Source organism: Pseudomonas sp. PA-5-4B (genome assembly GCF_021606215.1).
Lineage (GTDB): Bacteria > Pseudomonadota > Gammaproteobacteria > Pseudomonadales > Pseudomonadaceae > Aquipseudomonas > Aquipseudomonas edaphica.
On the sequence record NZ_WKDB01000034.1, the window covers coordinates 1 to 17126 of the forward strand.

At 60.4% G+C, this 17126-nt stretch carries 14 protein-coding genes; 6 read left to right on the forward strand and 8 right to left on the reverse strand.

Annotated elements, in window-relative coordinates:
- Positions 1-70: 70 nt before the first annotated feature.
- Positions 71-2089, forward strand: a complete 2019-nt coding sequence (locus GIW28_RS17645; RefSeq protein WP_236447389.1) for a hypothetical protein — start codon at positions 71-73, stop codon at positions 2087-2089.
- 150 nt (positions 2090-2239) lie between these two features.
- Here GIW28_RS17645 and GIW28_RS17650 read toward each other — a convergent pair whose 3' ends face one another.
- Complete coding sequence (locus GIW28_RS17650) at positions 2240-2380, reverse strand: hypothetical protein (RefSeq protein ID WP_158235122.1); 141 nt, start codon at positions 2378-2380, stop codon at positions 2240-2242.
- A 700-nt stretch (positions 2381-3080) separates the two neighbouring features.
- Between GIW28_RS17650 and GIW28_RS17655 the strand changes: the two genes are divergently transcribed.
- On the forward strand, positions 3081-4580 hold the full coding sequence (locus GIW28_RS17655) for an autotransporter outer membrane beta-barrel domain-containing protein (RefSeq protein WP_225933051.1): 1500 nt from the start codon (positions 3081-3083) through the stop codon (positions 4578-4580).
- A gap of 116 nt (positions 4581-4696) precedes the next feature.
- Here GIW28_RS17655 and GIW28_RS17660 read toward each other — a convergent pair whose 3' ends face one another.
- From GIW28_RS17660 to GIW28_RS17670, 3 genes are all read right to left on the reverse strand, one after another.
- Positions 4697-5338, reverse strand: a complete 642-nt coding sequence (locus GIW28_RS17660; RefSeq protein ID WP_219266295.1) for a DUF1345 domain-containing protein — start codon at positions 5336-5338, stop codon at positions 4697-4699.
- A 105-nt stretch (positions 5339-5443) separates the two neighbouring features.
- A complete protein-coding gene (locus tag GIW28_RS17665; protein ID WP_236447388.1) occupies positions 5444-8542 on the reverse strand; it encodes an efflux RND transporter permease subunit in 3099 nt (1032 codons plus the stop codon).
- A 6-nt stretch (positions 8543-8548) separates the two neighbouring features.
- Entirely contained in the window at positions 8549-9703 is a 1155-nt protein-coding gene (locus GIW28_RS17670; protein ID WP_236447387.1) for an efflux RND transporter periplasmic adaptor subunit, read from the reverse strand.
- 351 nt (positions 9704-10054) lie between these two features.
- Between GIW28_RS17670 and GIW28_RS17675 the strand changes: the two genes are divergently transcribed.
- Entirely contained in the window at positions 10055-10756 is a 702-nt protein-coding gene (locus GIW28_RS17675) for a response regulator transcription factor (protein ID WP_017135033.1), read from the forward strand.
- A gap of 3 nt (positions 10757-10759) precedes the next feature.
- The gene (locus tag GIW28_RS17680) at positions 10760-12061 is read left to right on the forward strand and encodes an ATP-binding protein (protein WP_099548239.1); all 1302 of its coding nucleotides are present in this window, start codon (positions 10760-10762) and stop codon (positions 12059-12061) included.
- Here GIW28_RS17680 and GIW28_RS17685 read toward each other — a convergent pair whose 3' ends face one another.
- Genes GIW28_RS17685 through GIW28_RS17695 form a run of 3 tightly spaced genes read right to left on the reverse strand, consistent with a single transcriptional unit; the run spans position 12062 to position 13845 of the window.
- Positions 12062-12739: an anti-sigma factor gene (locus GIW28_RS17685; RefSeq protein WP_099548241.1), complete on the reverse strand. Its 678-nt coding sequence runs from the start codon at positions 12737-12739 to the stop codon at positions 12062-12064. It lies immediately after the preceding gene.
- Entirely contained in the window at positions 12736-13263 is a 528-nt protein-coding gene (locus tag GIW28_RS17690) for a sigma-70 family RNA polymerase sigma factor (RefSeq protein WP_177034846.1), read from the reverse strand. Before GIW28_RS17690 ends, GIW28_RS17685 begins: the two co-directional genes overlap by 4 nt.
- Before the next feature lie 60 nt (positions 13264-13323).
- The gene (locus GIW28_RS17695; RefSeq protein ID WP_017135037.1) at positions 13324-13845 is read right to left on the reverse strand and encodes a DUF3455 domain-containing protein; all 522 of its coding nucleotides are present in this window, start codon (positions 13843-13845) and stop codon (positions 13324-13326) included.
- Between the two features lie 135 nt (positions 13846-13980).
- Here GIW28_RS17695 and GIW28_RS17700 point away from each other — a divergent pair, with 135 nt between their 5' ends.
- Both GIW28_RS17700 and GIW28_RS17705 read left to right on the forward strand, forming a co-directional pair.
- Positions 13981-14760, forward strand: coding sequence for a class I SAM-dependent methyltransferase (locus tag GIW28_RS17700; protein WP_017135038.1), 780 nt, complete (start codon positions 13981-13983; stop codon positions 14758-14760).
- An 82-nt stretch (positions 14761-14842) separates the two neighbouring features.
- A complete protein-coding gene (locus tag GIW28_RS17705) occupies positions 14843-15628 on the forward strand; it encodes a sulfite exporter TauE/SafE family protein (RefSeq protein WP_017135039.1) in 786 nt (261 codons plus the stop codon).
- A 127-nt stretch (positions 15629-15755) separates the two neighbouring features.
- Here GIW28_RS17705 and GIW28_RS17710 read toward each other — a convergent pair whose 3' ends face one another.
- A complete protein-coding gene (locus GIW28_RS17710) occupies positions 15756-16994 on the reverse strand; it encodes an acyl-CoA dehydrogenase family protein (protein WP_138453614.1) in 1239 nt (412 codons plus the stop codon).
- Positions 16995-17126 lie beyond the last annotated feature (132 nt).

The window sequence follows — 17126 nt, forward strand, 5'->3', positions numbered from 1 at the left end:
TTAGTATCCAGAGGTCCCTGGTCGTTTGGTTTTATTCGGTAAAAATATAATTGCGGATGGAGAATAGGACATGATCGGTAAAAAAATTACGGTAAAGGCAGATCCCAGCCCTGGAGCAGTTGCTCCCGAAATCCTAGGAGTAGACCCTGTAACAGGGTATATTTCAGCGGCTGACGGGAACAAGCCTGTGGTGTTGATCATCACTTCCGGCCCAGGTTCAGACGCGGGTGACTGGGCTCTAGTCTATCGAAGAGACGTCATTAATGACTTGCCTGACTCATGGACGTTAGTGGCTCAAGTGCAATTTGTAATCAACGCCCCAGGTGACAAGTTTTCGGCGAGTATTCCTGTCGTTACGAGCTCGGGAATGCAGCTGTCGGGTGATTTTGAAGTACGTTTTGACTTGCACCAGAATGAGGGTGCGGATCCAACTATTCCAGGCTCCGTAGACAGGCCTGGTTCTCTCGGCCAGTCCTCACCCATTTCGACTTATAAAATAGACTTGGATCCACCCTATTTAAGGGGGCAGCCACCTGCGCCGCAATACACGGGGGCCTTCCCGCCGGGCCAGGTTATTAGTCTGGCACAACTGATGCTGTTCAATTTGCCATTCTCTATTCCTGACAACGTAACGACGGGCCTCGGGGCTTGGAAGCCAGGAGATGAGCTGACCTTCTTCTATAACCACGGCACCCCCGTGACAGCCACAGAAGTAGCCCGACAGACTCCACCCCGGCCCATGGCCCAAACCGGCAACATGCTGACAGTGCTCGCCAATGAGATTACGCAAGGGGGGCCGTGCTTCTTTACTTACCAAATCAGGGACTCGCAGGGCAATGCAAGTTTGGTCTCTGCGCCTTCGATTACCTTCACTATCGCGCTGGATCCGGCACCCGAAAATTTACAGCCGATTATCATTCACCAGGCGCCAGACCTCGTTGATGACTTGGTCACTATTGAAGACTTGAAATCAGGCCCAACGGGCGAAATACCGACCTATACGAACGTTGACACTACCAAGGACGAGTATCGGGTTCGATACAACAATGGAGCTTGGAGCCCATGGTCTCGCGTTCTCTCGGTTCCAATCACGTTGGATCAGGCCTTTCTGAGCCCCCTGGCTGTAGCGGACTATGCCAATGCAAAAGGTCCGAAATCGGTCGGTATCGCCTATGAAATACGCAAAAATGGTGACACTGTCCCTGGCCCGACCACGCCGTTCAGAGTGGACTTTAGTGTGACGGGGCCGAGCAATCCTGGAATACCAGGCAGTATCAATACCCGACTGATTCCAGCATCGTTCCGTGGGACCGACGCGGCGGCAGCGAACATAATGGAGTTTGCACAGGCTGGCAAGCCGGTCACCGTTACGGTCGAGTTATGGCGAACCTCTGACCCTGCTGAACTGCCGGCGCCAGGCATGTTTCTTATCCTTGTCAACCCTGACGGTACGTTCATCGCGCCCGCTAAGGAAATAAGCAATGAGATACCTGGAGACTTTGTCACCTGGGACATCGACTGGAGTGTCTTTCAAAAACTGGGCAATGGCAGACATAACATCAGCTATGTCGTATCACCAACGGCAACGCCAACGTCTGCCACTAACCTCAATCGCGCGTTACCTAGAGAGGTTGAAGTGCGGGATGCGGTAACTACACTCCTGCCGGCGGCTAAATATGTCAATGCGACGGGGGGGGCGTTTGGTCAATGGGCCTGCCAAGCGCTAGTAGCACCGGCGCCGACAAACTGGGAAGGCAGGGTAGCTGTGGATCCGGACCCGAGAATGGTGGTTGGTCAGCTACTGACCTTGGTACTGCAGGTGTTCAGACCTCGCACGGGCACACCTCGGCTTTTTGACCAAACGCAAAGTTTCAACGTACTCGTTACCCCTACCATTAGAGATAACGGCCATATCTTCCGGATTCCCTACGCGGGTTTCCTTGAACATGCCCAAGTAGGGCGTGCGGAGGCGACTTACACCGTGCCGCTGAACAACGGCACGCTGGGGCGTGGTACCGCGGGCGTTAACGTACGTACGACGTTGAGTTTCACACGGTGCGATAACGTGGGACCAATCATCGTCCCTTAGAGGCGTCATTGATACGCTGCAGGGTTCCCCTCTCACTCTGAGAGGGGGTTTCCCTGACAGTGCCCTACCGATTGGATGACCCAAAGTGCTGCCTACTTACCAATAGGTTGCAGATTAATCCTACATAAGAGTGAGTGTTTAATACTTACTCTACGTGCCGCACAGGTAAGGCGTCACTTTCAGGAAGTGAGCCGAACCGCTTTTGTAGGCCTTACCAAAAGAGTGATTGACCATGTCGGCACTGAACACGTTCGAACTCAAACCCTTGAGTGCAATGATGAAAGTCCCCACCATTACATTCTGTTTGTTTGCCGCGATGCAGGGGCAAGCTCAGGCGGTTGTGATAGGTAGCGGTGAGCAAAGAACCATTGACGCAACTGAGCAAACAACGGATTGGCAATTGTCGGGCCAATCAGCGTTGACGATGAACCGTGCAACAGCCACCACGATCAACCTTTCAAATTCCACGTTGAACATGAACAGCGGCAGTATGGCGAATAGTGTACATGCTGTGCAGGGCTCCACAGTAAACATGGAGGCTGCACGTGTTACTTCGAGCGATTCCCTATACGGCGCCGTGCGGCTGGACAGCAGTAAGGCGGTTATTAATAACAGTACCCTCACCAATACCAGCGGCGTAGGGTTGCAGGCGTTTGGTTTTGTAGGCACTTCGAGCGGCTCGTCCGCTGAGGTCAGCAACTCTACGATCAGTGGCGCTATCGGCGGTGCGGAAGCATTCACCGGCAGTCAGTTACACTTTAAACAAAACTCGCTGGTGCAGGGCACGGGAGTAGGGGCCTTTGGGCTCTCCCTCGCAGGTGCCACGGCGACTGCCACGCAAAGTACTATCATCGGCAATGGTCATGGCGTGTCGTTCACCCGTAATCGGGGGGACCTGACGGATGGCAAACTGGTTTTGGACCAGTCCGTGGTTGAGGGTCGCAGCGGTTCGGCCATCTCGGTCAGGGGCACGCCAAATCGAGTGCCAGTGGTGTCTATCGATGTACTCAACGGTTCTACGTTGAAAGGCGGTAATGGCAATCTACTGTCGGTGTCTGGCGGTGCCACGGCAACGATGAATGTGGATAACAGCCGAAACCTGGCCGGTAATGTAATCGCCGATGCCACCAGCACCGTGCATTTGAACCTGCAAAACAACGCCGAGCTGACGGGCCAGTTGCAGAACGTCTCCACCCTGAGCGTAGGCAATGCTTCCAACTGGAACATGACCGGTGACAGCCAGGTGGGCGCACTGAACATGGCCGGTGGTACGGTGACCATGGGCGCGGCGAATGAGTTTTACCAACTGAACCTTCAGACGCTTTCGGGTAACGGCACCTTTGTCATGGGCACCGATTTCGACCAAGGCAAAACCGACTTTATCAATGTCACCGGCGAAGCCACGGGCAACCACAGCCTGGCACTCGCAGCCAGCGGCAGCGAACTGGTCAAAACCCAGGTTGTGCACACCGGCGGCGGTGACGCGGCGTTCTCCCTGGAGGGCGGCCCGGTCGACATGGGTGCCTATGCCTATAACCTGAAACAGGAAGGCAATGACTGGTTTCTGGACACGCAAACCCGTGTGATCAGCCGCAGTGCCCGCGTGGTGACGGCATTGTTCAACACCCCGGTGACCATCATGACCGCCGAAGAGGGCTCATTGCGCCAACGTATGGGTGAGTTGCGTTACTCGAAAAGCACCGGTCTTTGGGTCCGTGGTATCGGCAGTCAATATGATGTGTCCCAGAGTTCGGGCACCGGCTACTCGCAGAACCTGCGAGGTTTTTCCATCGGTGCTGATACGCCGCTGGGCGACAGCCAATGGAAGGTGGGTGTATTTGGCGGCCACAGTAACTCTGACGTAAACCCGGCTCGCGGCGCTGCCGGTACCGTCAAGAGCTACTTCCTGGGTACCTATGCCACCTGGATGGACGAAGAAAGCGGTTTCTATTTTGATGCCGTGGCCAAAGCCAACCGGTTCCAGAACCAGGCCAAGGCAACACTCAGTGACAACACGTCGACCAAGGGTGGCTACAACAACGTAGGCGGTGGTGTATCGGCTGAACTCGGCCGTCATATCAAGTTCGGTGAGAGTTCCTTTATTGAACCTTACGGCCGACTGTCGACCATTGTGGTCCAGGGTGGCACGTACAGCCTGAAAAACGGTTTGCAAGTGGACGGTGAGCGCACCCGCTCAAGGACCGCCGAGGCCGGTGCGACCGTTGGTCATGAGTTCCAACTCGATGATGGCACGCTGATCAAGCCTTACCTGCGTGCGGCAATGGTCCATGAGTTTGCCAACAACAATAAGGTCACGGTCAACAACCAGACCTTCAACAATGATTTGTCGGGCTCGCGCACCAAGTACGGTGCCGGTGTGGCTGTGTCGTTTACCCAGGACCTGCAGGCGCATGTCGACCTGGAGACCAGCACCAGTGACAAAATCAAGCAAAAAGCCGCTGTCAATGTTGGCCTGCGTTATGCGTTCTAAATAAACCGGCGCCCTATAAAGCCCTGATCGAAAGATCAGGGCTTTTTTTTGAACGCAAAAGCGCTCCTCAATAGCCTTTCCCGGTTAGATCAGGATTGCCGCCATACCATCAGGGTTCAACTGAACAACCCGGCAGCAATATTGATCGAGAAGCCCAGAATCGCCGTATTGAACAGAAACCCAATCAACGACTGGCCCAAAACGACTTTGCGCATTGCGCGTGTAGCAACCCCCACATCCGCGGTTTGCACCGCCACGCCGATGGTGAACGAGAAGTACAGGAAGTCCCAGTAATTGGGGTTACGCAGCCCTTCGGCAAAGCGCAGTGCGGGCTCATCACCGTCCCAGGTGTAGAACAGGCGGGCGTAATGCACGCTGAAAATCACCCCGGTCAGCAACCATGAACCAATCACCGTCATGCCGGTAAAACCGTAGTGCAGCAGGCGCGCCGTGCTGTCCAGGTCTTTGCTGCCTACCAGGTTGACTGTGATGGTAGCCAGGCTGGCTATCGCGGCAATGCACACCATGAACAGCACCAGCCCGGCGTTTTCATCCTCGATCTCGGCGATGCGTTTTACGTCATCGGCACGTGAACGGCTGGTCAGCCACAGCATCAATGCCAGGTAGGTCCAGACCCCGGCGTTCCAGCCAATCAGGATTTTGCTGATCAGCGTATCGGCCGGCGCCAGGATGCCCACGGCAAGGCCAAGCACGGCAGCGGATGAGAGGCGAGGGTGGGTGCGGGCGAGGAAGGCCATAGGTGCTCACAACAGGGGAGGTTGTGAGCACCATAGCGCATTCAGTTGTACTTGAGATAAGTGAACCCTGTGGGAGCTGGCTCCCACAGGGATCCGCGGTGCCGATCAGTCAGGCTTGCCGCGCCTGCGCACCAGCTTCATCACCACCACAAAGAACACCGGCACAAACACCACCGCCAGCGTCGCGGTGATCATCCCGCCGATCACGCCTGTACCAATCGCCTGCTGGCTGGCCGAGCTGGCGCCGGTGGCAATCGCCAAGGGCACCACGCCAAGGATAAACGCCAGCGAGGTCATGATGATCGGCCGCAACCTGAGCCGCGCGGCTTTCAGGGTGGCGTCGATCAGATCCTCACCTTGGTCAACCAGGTCTTTGGCAAACTCGATAATCAGAATCGCGTTCTTCGCCGACAAACCGATGATGGTGATCAAACCGACTTTGAAGAACACGTCATTGGGCATGCCACGCAAGCCCACCGCCAATACGGCGCCGAGCACACCCAGCGGCACCACCAGCAACACCGAGGTGGGTATCGACCAGCTTTCATACAGCGCCGCCAGGCACAGGAACACGATCAGCAGCGACAGGCCCAACAGCAACGGCGCCTGGGAGCCGGACAAGCGTTCCTGCAACGACAGCCCGGTCCACTCCTGGCCCAGGCCGGCCGGCAGTTGGCTGACCAGGCGCTGGATTTCTTCCATGGCCTCACCGGTGCTGTGCCCCGGTGCCGCTTCGCCGCTGATGGAGATGGCCGGGTAGCCGTTGTAGCGCGTCAGCTGCGCCGGGCCCTGGGTCCAGCTGGCTTCAACAAAGGATGACAAGGGCACCATCTTGCCGGCGTTATTGCGCACGTTGATCTTCATCAAGTCCGCCACCTGGCTGCGTTGGTCGCCTTCGGCCTGCACCACCACGCGCTGCATGCGGCCCTGGTTGGGGAAGTCGTTGACATAGGCCGAGCCGATGGCCGAGGACAGCACATTGCCCACATCGGCAAACGACACGCCCAGGGCGTTGGCTTGCTTGCGATCCACTTGCAATTGCACTTGCGGTGCTTCAGCCAAGGCGCTTTCGCGCACGTTGGCCAGGATCGGGCTTTTTTCGGCGGCGGCCAGCAACTCGGTACGTGCTTGCATCAACGCGGCATGGCCGACGCCGCCACGGTCCTGCAAACGGAACTCGAAGCCGCTGGAAGTCCCCAGGCCGTCCACCGGCGGCGGCAGGATCGCGTAGGCAATCGCATCCTTGAGCTCGCTGAACGCTTCGTTGGCACGCTCGGCAATTGCCGAGGCCGAATCGTCGCTGCTGCGCTGCGACCAATCCTTGAGCGTGGTAAAGGCCAGCGCCGCGTTCTGCCCGGACCCGGAGAAACTGAAGCCCATGATCATGGTGGTATCGCCCACCCCAGGTTCGCCGGCGTTGTGCGCTTCGATCTGCTCGGCCACCTGCACCGTGCGGTTCTTGCTCGCGCCCGGTGGCAGCTGGATATCGGTGATGGTGTAACCCTGGTCTTCCACCGGCAGGAATGAGGAGGGCAGGCGACTGAACATCCACCCCAGGCCCACCAGCAGCACCAGATAGATCAACAGGTAGCGGCCGCTGCGCTTGAGGGCATAGGCCACCCAGCCTTCATAGCGGTCGGTGAGGCGCTCAAAACGTTTGTTGAACCAGCCGAAGAAACCGCCCTTGGCATGGTGCTCGCCCTTGGCAATCGGCTTGAGCAAAGTGGCGCACAGTGCCGGCGTCAAGGTCAGGGCCAGGAACGCCGAGAACAGGATCGAGGTGGCCATCGACAGTGAGAACTGTTGGTAGATCACACCCACCGAACCCGGCATGAACGCCATCGGCAGGAACACCGCCACCAGCACCAGCGTAATCCCGACGATGGCGCCAGTGATCTGGCCCATGGCTTTTTTCGTTGCGTCCTTGGGCGACAGGCCTTCGGTGGCCATGATGCGCTCGACGTTTTCGACCACCACAATCGCATCGTCCACCAGGATGCCGATCGCCAGCACCATACCGAACATGGTCAGCACGTTGATCGAGAAACCCAGCAACAACATGGTGGCGAAAGTGCCCATCAGTGCAATCGGCACCACCAGCGTGGGGATCAAGGTGTAGCGCACGTTCTGCAGGAACAGGAACATCACCGCAAACACCAGTGCCATCGCCTCGAGCAAGGTGTAGACCACCTTGGTGATCGAGACTTTGACGAACGGCGACGTGTCGTAAGGGATCTTGTACTCCACGTTGGCCGGGAAGTAGCGCGACAGCTCGTCCATCTTCGCCCGCACCAGTGTCGCGGTGTTCAGCGCGTTGGCGCCGGGCGACAGTTGCACACTGACGGCGGTCGACGGCTTGCCGTTCAGGCGCGTGGAAAACTGGTATTCCTGGCTGCCGACTTCCACCCGCGCCACATCGCCGATGCGCACGGTGGAACCGTCGGGGTTAGCCTTGAGCACGATGTCGGCAAATTCCGCCGGGGTCGACAGTTGGCCCTTGACCAGGATTGCGGCGGTGATTTCCTGGGTCTTGGTGCCTGGCAAATCGCCAATGCTGCCCGCCGAGACCTGAGCGTTTTGCGCGCTGATCGCGGCGTTCACGTCGGCTGGCGTCAGGTTGAAACCGATCAGCTTCTGCGGGTCGATCCAGATGCGCATGGCGCGTTCGGCACCATACAGCTGGGCCTTGCCCACGCCGTCCAGGCGCTTGAGTTCGTTCATCACGTTGCGCGCCAGGTAATCGCTGAGCGCTACGTCGTCGAGCTTGCCGTCGTTGGAGGTCAGGGTCACCAGCAGCAGGAAGCCGGCGGAGACTTTCTCCACCTGCAAACCTTGCTGGGTCACGGCTTGCGGCAAGCGCGGTTCTACCGCTTTAAGGCGGTTTTGCACGTCCACCTGGGCCATTTCCGGGTTGGTGCCCGGCTGGAAGGTCGCGGTGATAGTGGCCGAACCCAGGCTGCTTTGGGATTCGAAGTACAGCAAGTGATCGGCGCCGTTAAGCTCCTGCTCGATCAGGCTGACCACGCTTTCATCCAGGGTCTGGGCCGAGGCGCCCGGGTACACCGCGTAGATTTCCACCTTCGGTGGCGCGACGTTGGGGTACTGGGCCACCGGCAACTGCGGGATGGCGAGCGCGCCGGCGAGCAGGATAAACAGGGCCACCACCCAGGCGAAAATCGGGCGATCAATAAAGAACTGCGGCATGGCGGGTTATTCCTTGACTGGCTGGCCGGAGGCGGGGCTGTCGTCCACCTCGACTTTTTCACCGGGGCGCGCGTGTTGCAGGCCTTCGACGACGATACGGTCACCGGGCTTGAGGCCGCTGCTGACAATCCAACGGTCTTCAATCACCGCGCCCAGTTCCACTGGCTGCTGGCTGACGGTCTGGTCGGCATCCAACAGCAGCACCATCGGGATGCCGGCGCTGTCACGGGTGATGGCGCGTTGCGGCACGCTGATACCTTGCTTGTCCACGGCCTGTTCAAGGCGCACACGCACAAAGCTGCCCGGCAACAGGTCGAGGTCCGGGTTGGGGAACTCGCTGCGCAGGATGATCTGCCCGGTGCCTGGGTCGACGCTGATTTCAGCAAACAGCAGCTTGCCCGGCAACGGGTACAGGCTGCCGTCGTCCTGGATCAGCGTGGCCTTGGCCTGGTCCTGGCCGACCTGCTTCAAGCTGCCGGCGCGGAAGGCGCGGCGCAGGTCATTGAGTTCGCGGGTCGACTGGGTGAGGTCGGCGTGGATCGGGTCCAGTTGCTGGATAATCGCCAGCGGCGTGGCCTCGTTCTGGCCGACCAGCGCACCTTCGGTCACCAACGCACGGCCGATGCGCCCGGAAATCGGTGCGGTGACGGTGGCGTAGCCCAGGTTCAACCGGGCGCGCTCGACCGCGGCCTTGTTGGCGGCGACTTCGGCGTTGGTCTGGCGCACGGCGGCGCGGGCGTTGTCGTAGTCCTGGCCGCTGATGGCGTTGCCTTCGACCAACTGGCTGTAGCGCTGTTCTTGCAGGCGCGCCTGGAACGCGTTGGCTTCGGCCTTGCTCAGGTTGGCCTGGGCGCTGTCCAGGTCGGCCTTGAACGGCGCGGGGTCGATGCGAAACAGCACGTCACCCTGTTTTACGTCATGGCCTTCCTTGAACACCCGCTGCATGACCACGCCGGCGACCCGTGCGCGCACTTCGGCAATGCGCGGCGCGGCGATACGCCCGCTCAATTCGCTGGTGATCGAAAGGGGCAAGGCCAGCAGGGTTTCGATGCGCACTTTGGCCAGTGGCATCTCTGGCGCTTCATCGGCCGACTGGCCACAGCCGCTCAGGGCCAGCGTCAGGGCCAGCAGGCAAAACGGCGCAAACAGATTCTTCGACATGCTCATATCCCAATATTGACTGGCGCATCCTAAAGACACCTGCGCCGTGGTGCTGTGAAGCTGTGTAGGCCGTGTGTGAAGAAGTGTAAGGTGCGGCCCATAGTCGCTTGAGGGCGTATATCCTTGCACAATCCTGCAAACAGCAAAGATCTAATGTGAAAACCGGGCCTGTGTGGGAGCCGGGCTTATGTGGGAGCCGGGCTTGCCCGCGATGCAGGCACCTCGGTCTTTCATAGAGAACGAGGCGATGCTATCGCAGGCAAGCCAGCTCCCACACAAGCCAGCTCCCACACAGGCCCGCTCCCACAAGGGTCTGCGTACCGCCGACAAACAGTATTATTTGGAAACACCATGCCCAACATCCTCCTGGTGGAAGACGACGCCGCACTCTCCGAGCTGATTGCCAGCTACCTGGAACGCAATGGCTACCACGTCAATGTGCTCAGCCGTGGCGACCATGTGCGTGAACGGGCGCGCCTGAACCCGCCGGACCTGGTGATCCTCGACCTGATGCTGCCCGGTCTCGACGGCTTGCAGGTGTGCCGCCTGCTGCGTGCCGACTCGGCGGGCCTGCCGATTCTGATGCTCACCGCCCGCGATGACAGCCACGATCAGGTGCTGGGCCTGGAGATGGGCGCCGACGATTATGTCACCAAGCCTTGCGAGCCACGTGTGCTGCTCGCCCGTGTACGCACCTTGCTGCGCCGCAGCAGTTTGTCCGAGCCACAGGTGGCCAACGACCAGATCGTCATGGGCAACCTGTGCATCGACCTGTCGGAACGCACCGTGACCTGGCGTGAACAGGCGGTGGAGCTGTCCAGCGGTGAGTACAACCTGCTGGTGGTGCTGGCCCGGCACGCCGGTGAAGTGCTCAGCCGCGACCAGATCCTGCAACGTTTGCGCGGTATCGAGTTCAACGGCACCGACCGTTCGGTGGACGTGGCCATCTCCAAGCTGCGCCGCAAGTTTGACGACCACGCCGGGGAGGCGCGCAAGATCAAGACCGTATGGGGCAAGGGCTACCTGTTCAGCCGTTCCGAGTGGGAATGCTGATCCATGTTTCGTGTACTGCTGCGCCTCTACCTGGTCACCATCATTACCTTCAGTGCCGCGATATTCCTGATTCCCAAGTTGGTGATCCAGCTGTTTGAACACCGCTACATGGACTACAACATCGAGCAGACCCGTGGCCTGCAAAAGCTTATCGTCAAGCAGTATCTGCGTGCGCCGGTGGAGCATTGGTCGCACGTGACCGAGCAACTGAACCGGGATTTCGCGCCGCTGCAAGTCAAGTTGCTGCTGCGCCAGGACGCCAGCTATACCCCCGAGGAGGAGCAACTGCTGGAGCACGGCAAGCCGGTGATCCGCCTGGGCGAGTGGGGCTGGATGGAAGACATCAGTTCGCCGATCAACCAGCAGTTTGCGGTGAAACTGAGCATCCCCCCGGACCCGCTGGACATGAACCTGCTGTACTGGTCGATGAACGTGCTGATTGGCGCGGCCTTGCTCGCCTGCCTGCTGTTCTGGCTGCGCCCGCACTGGCGTGACCTGGAGCGCCTGAAAAGCACCGCCGCGCAATTGGGCCGGGGCAACCTCAGTGAGCGCACACAGATTCCCGCCAGCTCCAACATCGGCAGCCTGGCGTCGGTGTTCGACACCATGGCCGACGACATCGAAGGCCTGCTCAACCAGCAGCGCGACTTGCTCAACGCGGTGTCCCATGAACTGCGCACGCCGCTGACGCGCCTGGACTTCGGCCTGGCCCTGGCGCTGTCCGAAGACTTGCCCCAGGCCAGCCGCGAGCGCCTGCAAAGCCTGGTGGCGCATATACGCGAGCTGGACGAGTTGGTGCTGGAATTGCTTTCCTACAGCCGCCTGCAAAACCCGGCGCAGTTGCCGGAGCGGGTGGACGTGGTGCTCGACGAGTTTATCGACAGCGTGCTGGGCAGCGTCGATGACGAACTGGAAAACCCCGAGATCGTCATCGACGTGGCGCTTGACTGCGCGGTGGAGCGTTTCAGCCTCGACCCGCGCCTCACGGCCCGGGCATTGCAGAACCTGTTGCGCAATGCCACGCGCTATTGCGACAAGCGCATTCAGGTTGGGGTCAAGGTGTGTGCCGATGGCTGTGAAATATGGGTGGACGATGACGGCATCGGCATTCCCGTGGAACAGCGCGAGCGTATCTTCGAACCCTTCTATCGCCTGGACCGCAGCCGCGACCGCGCCACTGGCGGCTTTGGCCTTGGCCTGGCGATCAGCCGGCGCGCCATGGAAGCCCAGGGCGGTACATTGACGGCCCTGGCCTCGCCCCTGGGCGGGGCACGGTTCAGGGTGTGGTTGCCCAGCGCAGGTTGATCAGAGCACTTTGACCGCGCGGCCGATGGCCTGGATCGGCCCGGTCGGCTTGCCGGTCGGTGAACCGCGAGGGTCTTCCAGGGTCAGCTCGAACAGCTGGTTGGGCGTGAGCGGCGGCAGCTTGTCCAGCGGCACCGAGAGCGTTTGCCCAGGCTTGACCAGCCCCAATGACACCGGAGCCTGCCAGCCATCGCCCTTGGTCCAGAATTGCAGGGCTTTGTCGCTCGGAACCTCCATCATCCCCAACGGAATCAGTTGGATCTGCTGGTCATGGCTGGCCTGGATCACCCAGCCGGGTGCCTGGTTCTGTGGCGCAACCAACACCACCACAAACGTCGGGTCGGCTACGGGCGGGCGGGTCAACAGCAGGGCCGCCAACACCAGTGTGGTCACCAGGCCTGCGCCGGCCAACCCACGCCAGAGTGCCAGCAGGTTCCACCAAGGCACACCGGCGTCCTGGTTGTTTGCCGTGCTGCGCTCGATGCGCCGCCACAGTTGCGCGGACGGCGGCACGGGTTCGGCCAAGGCGGTCAGTGGCAGCAGGCGCTGCTCCCAGGCATCCACCGCCGCACGCAGCTCGATGTCATGCTTCAGGCGTTGCTCGACCTCGGCGCGTTGCTCGGCGGGCAGGGTGCCCAGCACGTATTCGCTGGCGAGTTCATCCAGTGGGTTGCTCATGCCATGCACTCGCGCAGCGCGACGAGGCTCCGTTTGATCCAGGCTTTGACAGTGCCCAGGGGCGTGTCCAGTTTCCGGGCGATTTCGCTGTGGGAATAACCGTCGACATAGGCGTGAAGGATGCACGAGCGACGGGTCGGGTCGAGTTGTTCCAGGCAGCGGTACACCTGACCTTCTCGGGCGCTGAATTCGAAGCTGTCATTGGGGGCGGCGAGCTGCTCGTGTTCGTCGCTCAATGCCACCTCCCGGGAGTGATTGCGCACGGCATTGAGCGCCAGGTGCCGGGTGACGCTGAACACCCAGCCCCGCGCCGAACCACGGCTTGGGTCGAAACTGCCGGCGCCGCGCCAGACCTTGATAAACGCGTCATGCACGACATCTTCGGCCAGGGCTTTGTCACGCACAATGCGCAACGCCACGCCGAGCAAGCGGCTGCTGTCCTCGGCATAGAGTTGGCGCAAGGCGCGTTGGTCGCCACGGGCACACGCCGCCAGGCAGGTTTCGTAATCAAACAAACACGGCATCCTTAAAGGGCTGAGTCCTGTGGCGAGCGCGCTCGCCACAGGCAGCGTAGCCGAGTTTACTCAGTTGGCTGCCCAGAAAATGTAGTCGGCCTGGTACTTCACCACGGCCTGCTGGCCTTTGTTCGCCGCCGTGCATTCGCTGCTCGGCGCCACGCCGCCTTTAAGGGCGACACGCTGGATGTAACTGACGCCACTCATGGCACCTTTACCTTCGGCCGGGTTGGCCTTGACCAGTTGATAGGGCAGGTTGCCTGCACTCGAAGGCGCTACCGCCAGTTGGGTGCCGGTGATTTTCGAGCCATCCTGGGCTTGCCAGGTGGCGGGCGGGCCGAAGTAGTTGCCCACCGGCTTGCCGCTGCGATCATTCAACACGGCTTTGGGGCCGACAAAGAACCATTCGGTCTGGCCGACGGCGTTGGCTTTGTCGCGGCATTCGTAGGTGATTTCGCCGACCCCGGTGGTTTCCATCGCAATCTTGTGCCCGTCCGGCACCTTGATGCTGTCCGGCAAGCCGGTCTGGGCGAAAGCCGCAGGCGCAACGGTGAGTGCAGCCGCAAGGCAGAACAGTGTTTTAGCGTTCATGGGTAGTGCTCCATTTGAGTAAAACAGCGGGGTGACTGCAAGGACTACACGCGAGGCGCACGATTGGATGCACGGGTTAGAAAATAAACCTCAGAGGGCGCACACTGTGCGCCCGCCCCCGAGGAGAACCTCGCAATGACTGGTGTTCACACGTCTGCTCAACAAGGTTTCTCGACCCAGGCCGCCACCTACGCCCAAGGTCGACCGGACTACCCACGCCAACTCACCGGCTGGCTGACCGATACACTGGGTATCAACGCACAGTCGACCGTGATCGACCTGGGGGCCGGCACCGGCAAGTTCACCCGTTTGCTCAGCACCCTGGCGCCCAGCCTGATTGCCGTCGAGCCGGTCGAGGCCATGGGCGCGCAACTGAGCAAACTGTTGCCGGATGTACGCCTGCTCAGCGGCACCGCTGACGCTATCCCTTTGCCGGAGGCCAGCGCCGATGCGCTGGTGTGCGCGCAAGCCTTCCACTGGTTCGCAACCGAGGCCGCACTGGCAGAGATCCACCGCGTGCTCAAGCCTGACGGGCGCCTGGGGCTGGTGTGGAATGTGCGCGATGAGTCGGTGGACTGGGTTGCGGCCATCACCGAAATCATTACGCCCTATGAAGGCGACACGCCGCGTTTTCATACAGGGCATTGGCGCGAAGCCTTCACCGGTGGGTATTTTTCCGCGCCGCAAATGAGCTGTTTTGCCTATCAGCATGTGGGCAGCCCCCAGGAAGTGATCATGGATCGCTTTCTGTCTGTGAGCTTTATCGCGGCGCTACCGGCCGCGCAAAAGGCCACGGTGACCGAGCAATTACGCGGGCTGATCAACACTCACCCGGCGCTGCGCGGGCGTGACACTGTGGCGTTTCCGTATCAGACCCAGGCCTATGTCTGCCATCGTCTGACAGAAAAAGCATAAAGTCAGATCATATTGATATAAGTCGTTATAAGAAAAATCGCTATCCTGCGGCCAGAATTTTATAAGGCCGCGGGTAGTTGTAATGGATGTGGGCAATTTTGGTTTTGTAGTCGCTGGCCTGATCGTTGGTTTTATCGTCGGCATGACCGGTGTTGGCGGCGGGTCCCTGATGACGCCGATCCTGTTGTGGTTCGGCATCAACCCGGCCACCGCCGTGGGCACTGACTTGTTATACGCCGCCATCACCAAGTCCGGTGGGGTGCTGGTACACAGCAAAAACCGCAATATCGACTGGACCATCACTGGCTGGCTGACCTTGGGCAGCGTGCCGGCGGTGCTTTTGACGCTGTGGTTCCTGGCCAGCCTGCACACTGATCCCAGCGCGATGAATGCGGTGATCAAGCAGGCGCTGGGCTTTGTGCTGCTGCTGACGGCGCTGGCAATCCTGTTCAAGAAAAGCCTGTTGGCGTTCGCCCAGCGGCATGCGGGCGATGATTACCACATGAGCCCGCGCAACCTCAACGCACTCACAGTCGTCACCGGCGCGATCCTGGGCACCATGGTTGCGTTGACCTCTATCGGCGCGGGTGCCCTCGGGACTGTGGCGTTGTTTATCTTGTATCCGTTCCTGGCCACGCGGCGTCTGGTCGGCACCGAGATCGCCCACGCCGTGCCGCTGACCCTGGTGGCGGGCCTGGGGCATGCCAGCATGGGCAATATGGACTGGCACTTGCTGGGCTTTTTGCTGATGGGGTCGTTGCCGGGGATTTACCTGGGCAGCCACATGACCGGCAAAGTACCGGACGGCGTGTTGCGACCGTGTCTGGCGATTATGTTGATGACCATCGGGTATAAGCTCGCGTTCTGAGTGGTACACAGGATCGTTCCCACGCTCTGCGTGGGAATGCCACCCCGGACGCTCTGCGTCCCGCTCTTGAAGCCGTGACGCGGAGCGTCACAGGATGCATGCCCACGCAGAGCGTGGGAACGATCAATTACGCTTTGCCAGGCCCATTCCCGATCTGCCACACAAACGGCGGCTCGGTTCCATTGATCACCCAATCCCCCACGATCCGCGCCTTGTAGATCACCGGGTTATGCGACGACACGGTCCGCGCATTGCGCCAATGGCGATCCAGCGCTTTACCCTGGCGCACATCCGACGCCCCCAGTGCATTGAACAGCTCACTGGTAGCCCGCTGAATCAACTCCGACACCACCACCTGCGCTGTCGCCGATTCAATCTCGGCAGCCACGTTTGCCTCACGCTCAGCCACCTCATCCCCGGCAAATCTTGCCAAGTAAGCCCGTTGCGCCGGCACCGCAGCTTTCAACGCACTGGCCTCGGCGGCATACACCAGCGCGGCCACTTCGCCCACCACTTGCTGAACCTGCGGGTCCTGGCTGACATGTGCGGCATTGCCATGGCTGTAGATGCGTTTGCGGCTGCGCACCTGCTGCGCCACGTCGTTGAGCGCCGCACGGCCAATACCGGCCAGGCTCGCCAGCAGCACCAACTGGTAAAACGCGGTCTGGTATTTGAAGCGGGTGGCGAAGTCGATCACGTTGTCGGCCTCAACCACCGCATCGGTAAACCGTGTAGTGCCGCTGCCCGTGGTGCGTTGGCCGAACCCGTCCCAGTCATCACGTTGCACCACGCCGGGCTGGTGCGTGCGGGTGGCGGCGATCACGTCGGCGCCGGTGTCGCTGCGCTGGGCGTACACGTCGATCCAGTCGGAGAAAATGCTCCCGGTGCTGTAGAACTTTTCGCCGTTGAGCTTCCAGTGATCGCCATCCGGGCTGACCTGAGTGACCACATCGCCGATGGCCACAGTGCCGATTTCGGTCCAGGCGCAACCGACGATATCGCCGTCGACAAACCGCTTGAACCACAGGTCGCGACCCGCGCTGGGTGGCGCGTTCAGGCGGTCTTCGGCAAAGGCGAAGTGCCCGCGCAGCGCCTGGGGCACATTGGAGTCGGCCGCCGCCAGTTCGATCAGCAGCTCAAACAATTGCGGCAGGGACGCGCCGCCACCGCCGTATTCCACCGGCACCCGCACCGCGCCGAACCCTGCGTGTTTGAGCCACTCAATCGGCTCATAGGGCAGGGCGCGCGCTTGTTCACGTGCCACGGCACCTTCGGCGATGCGCTGGAAGATCGGCCGAAAGCGCGCGGCAAGTGTGGGGTAATCGACGCCGATGGACAGCGGGTTGATGACATGTTGCTCGGTCATGGGATACGGCTCCTGGGCAGTGATCAATGGTGAGCTGATTGCACAGTCCGTGCCGGGCGGCGCAGCCCGTATTTACTGGGGATGGATCCAAACTGCTGTTGCCCCAGCAACAGTAAATCGACAAAACAAGGC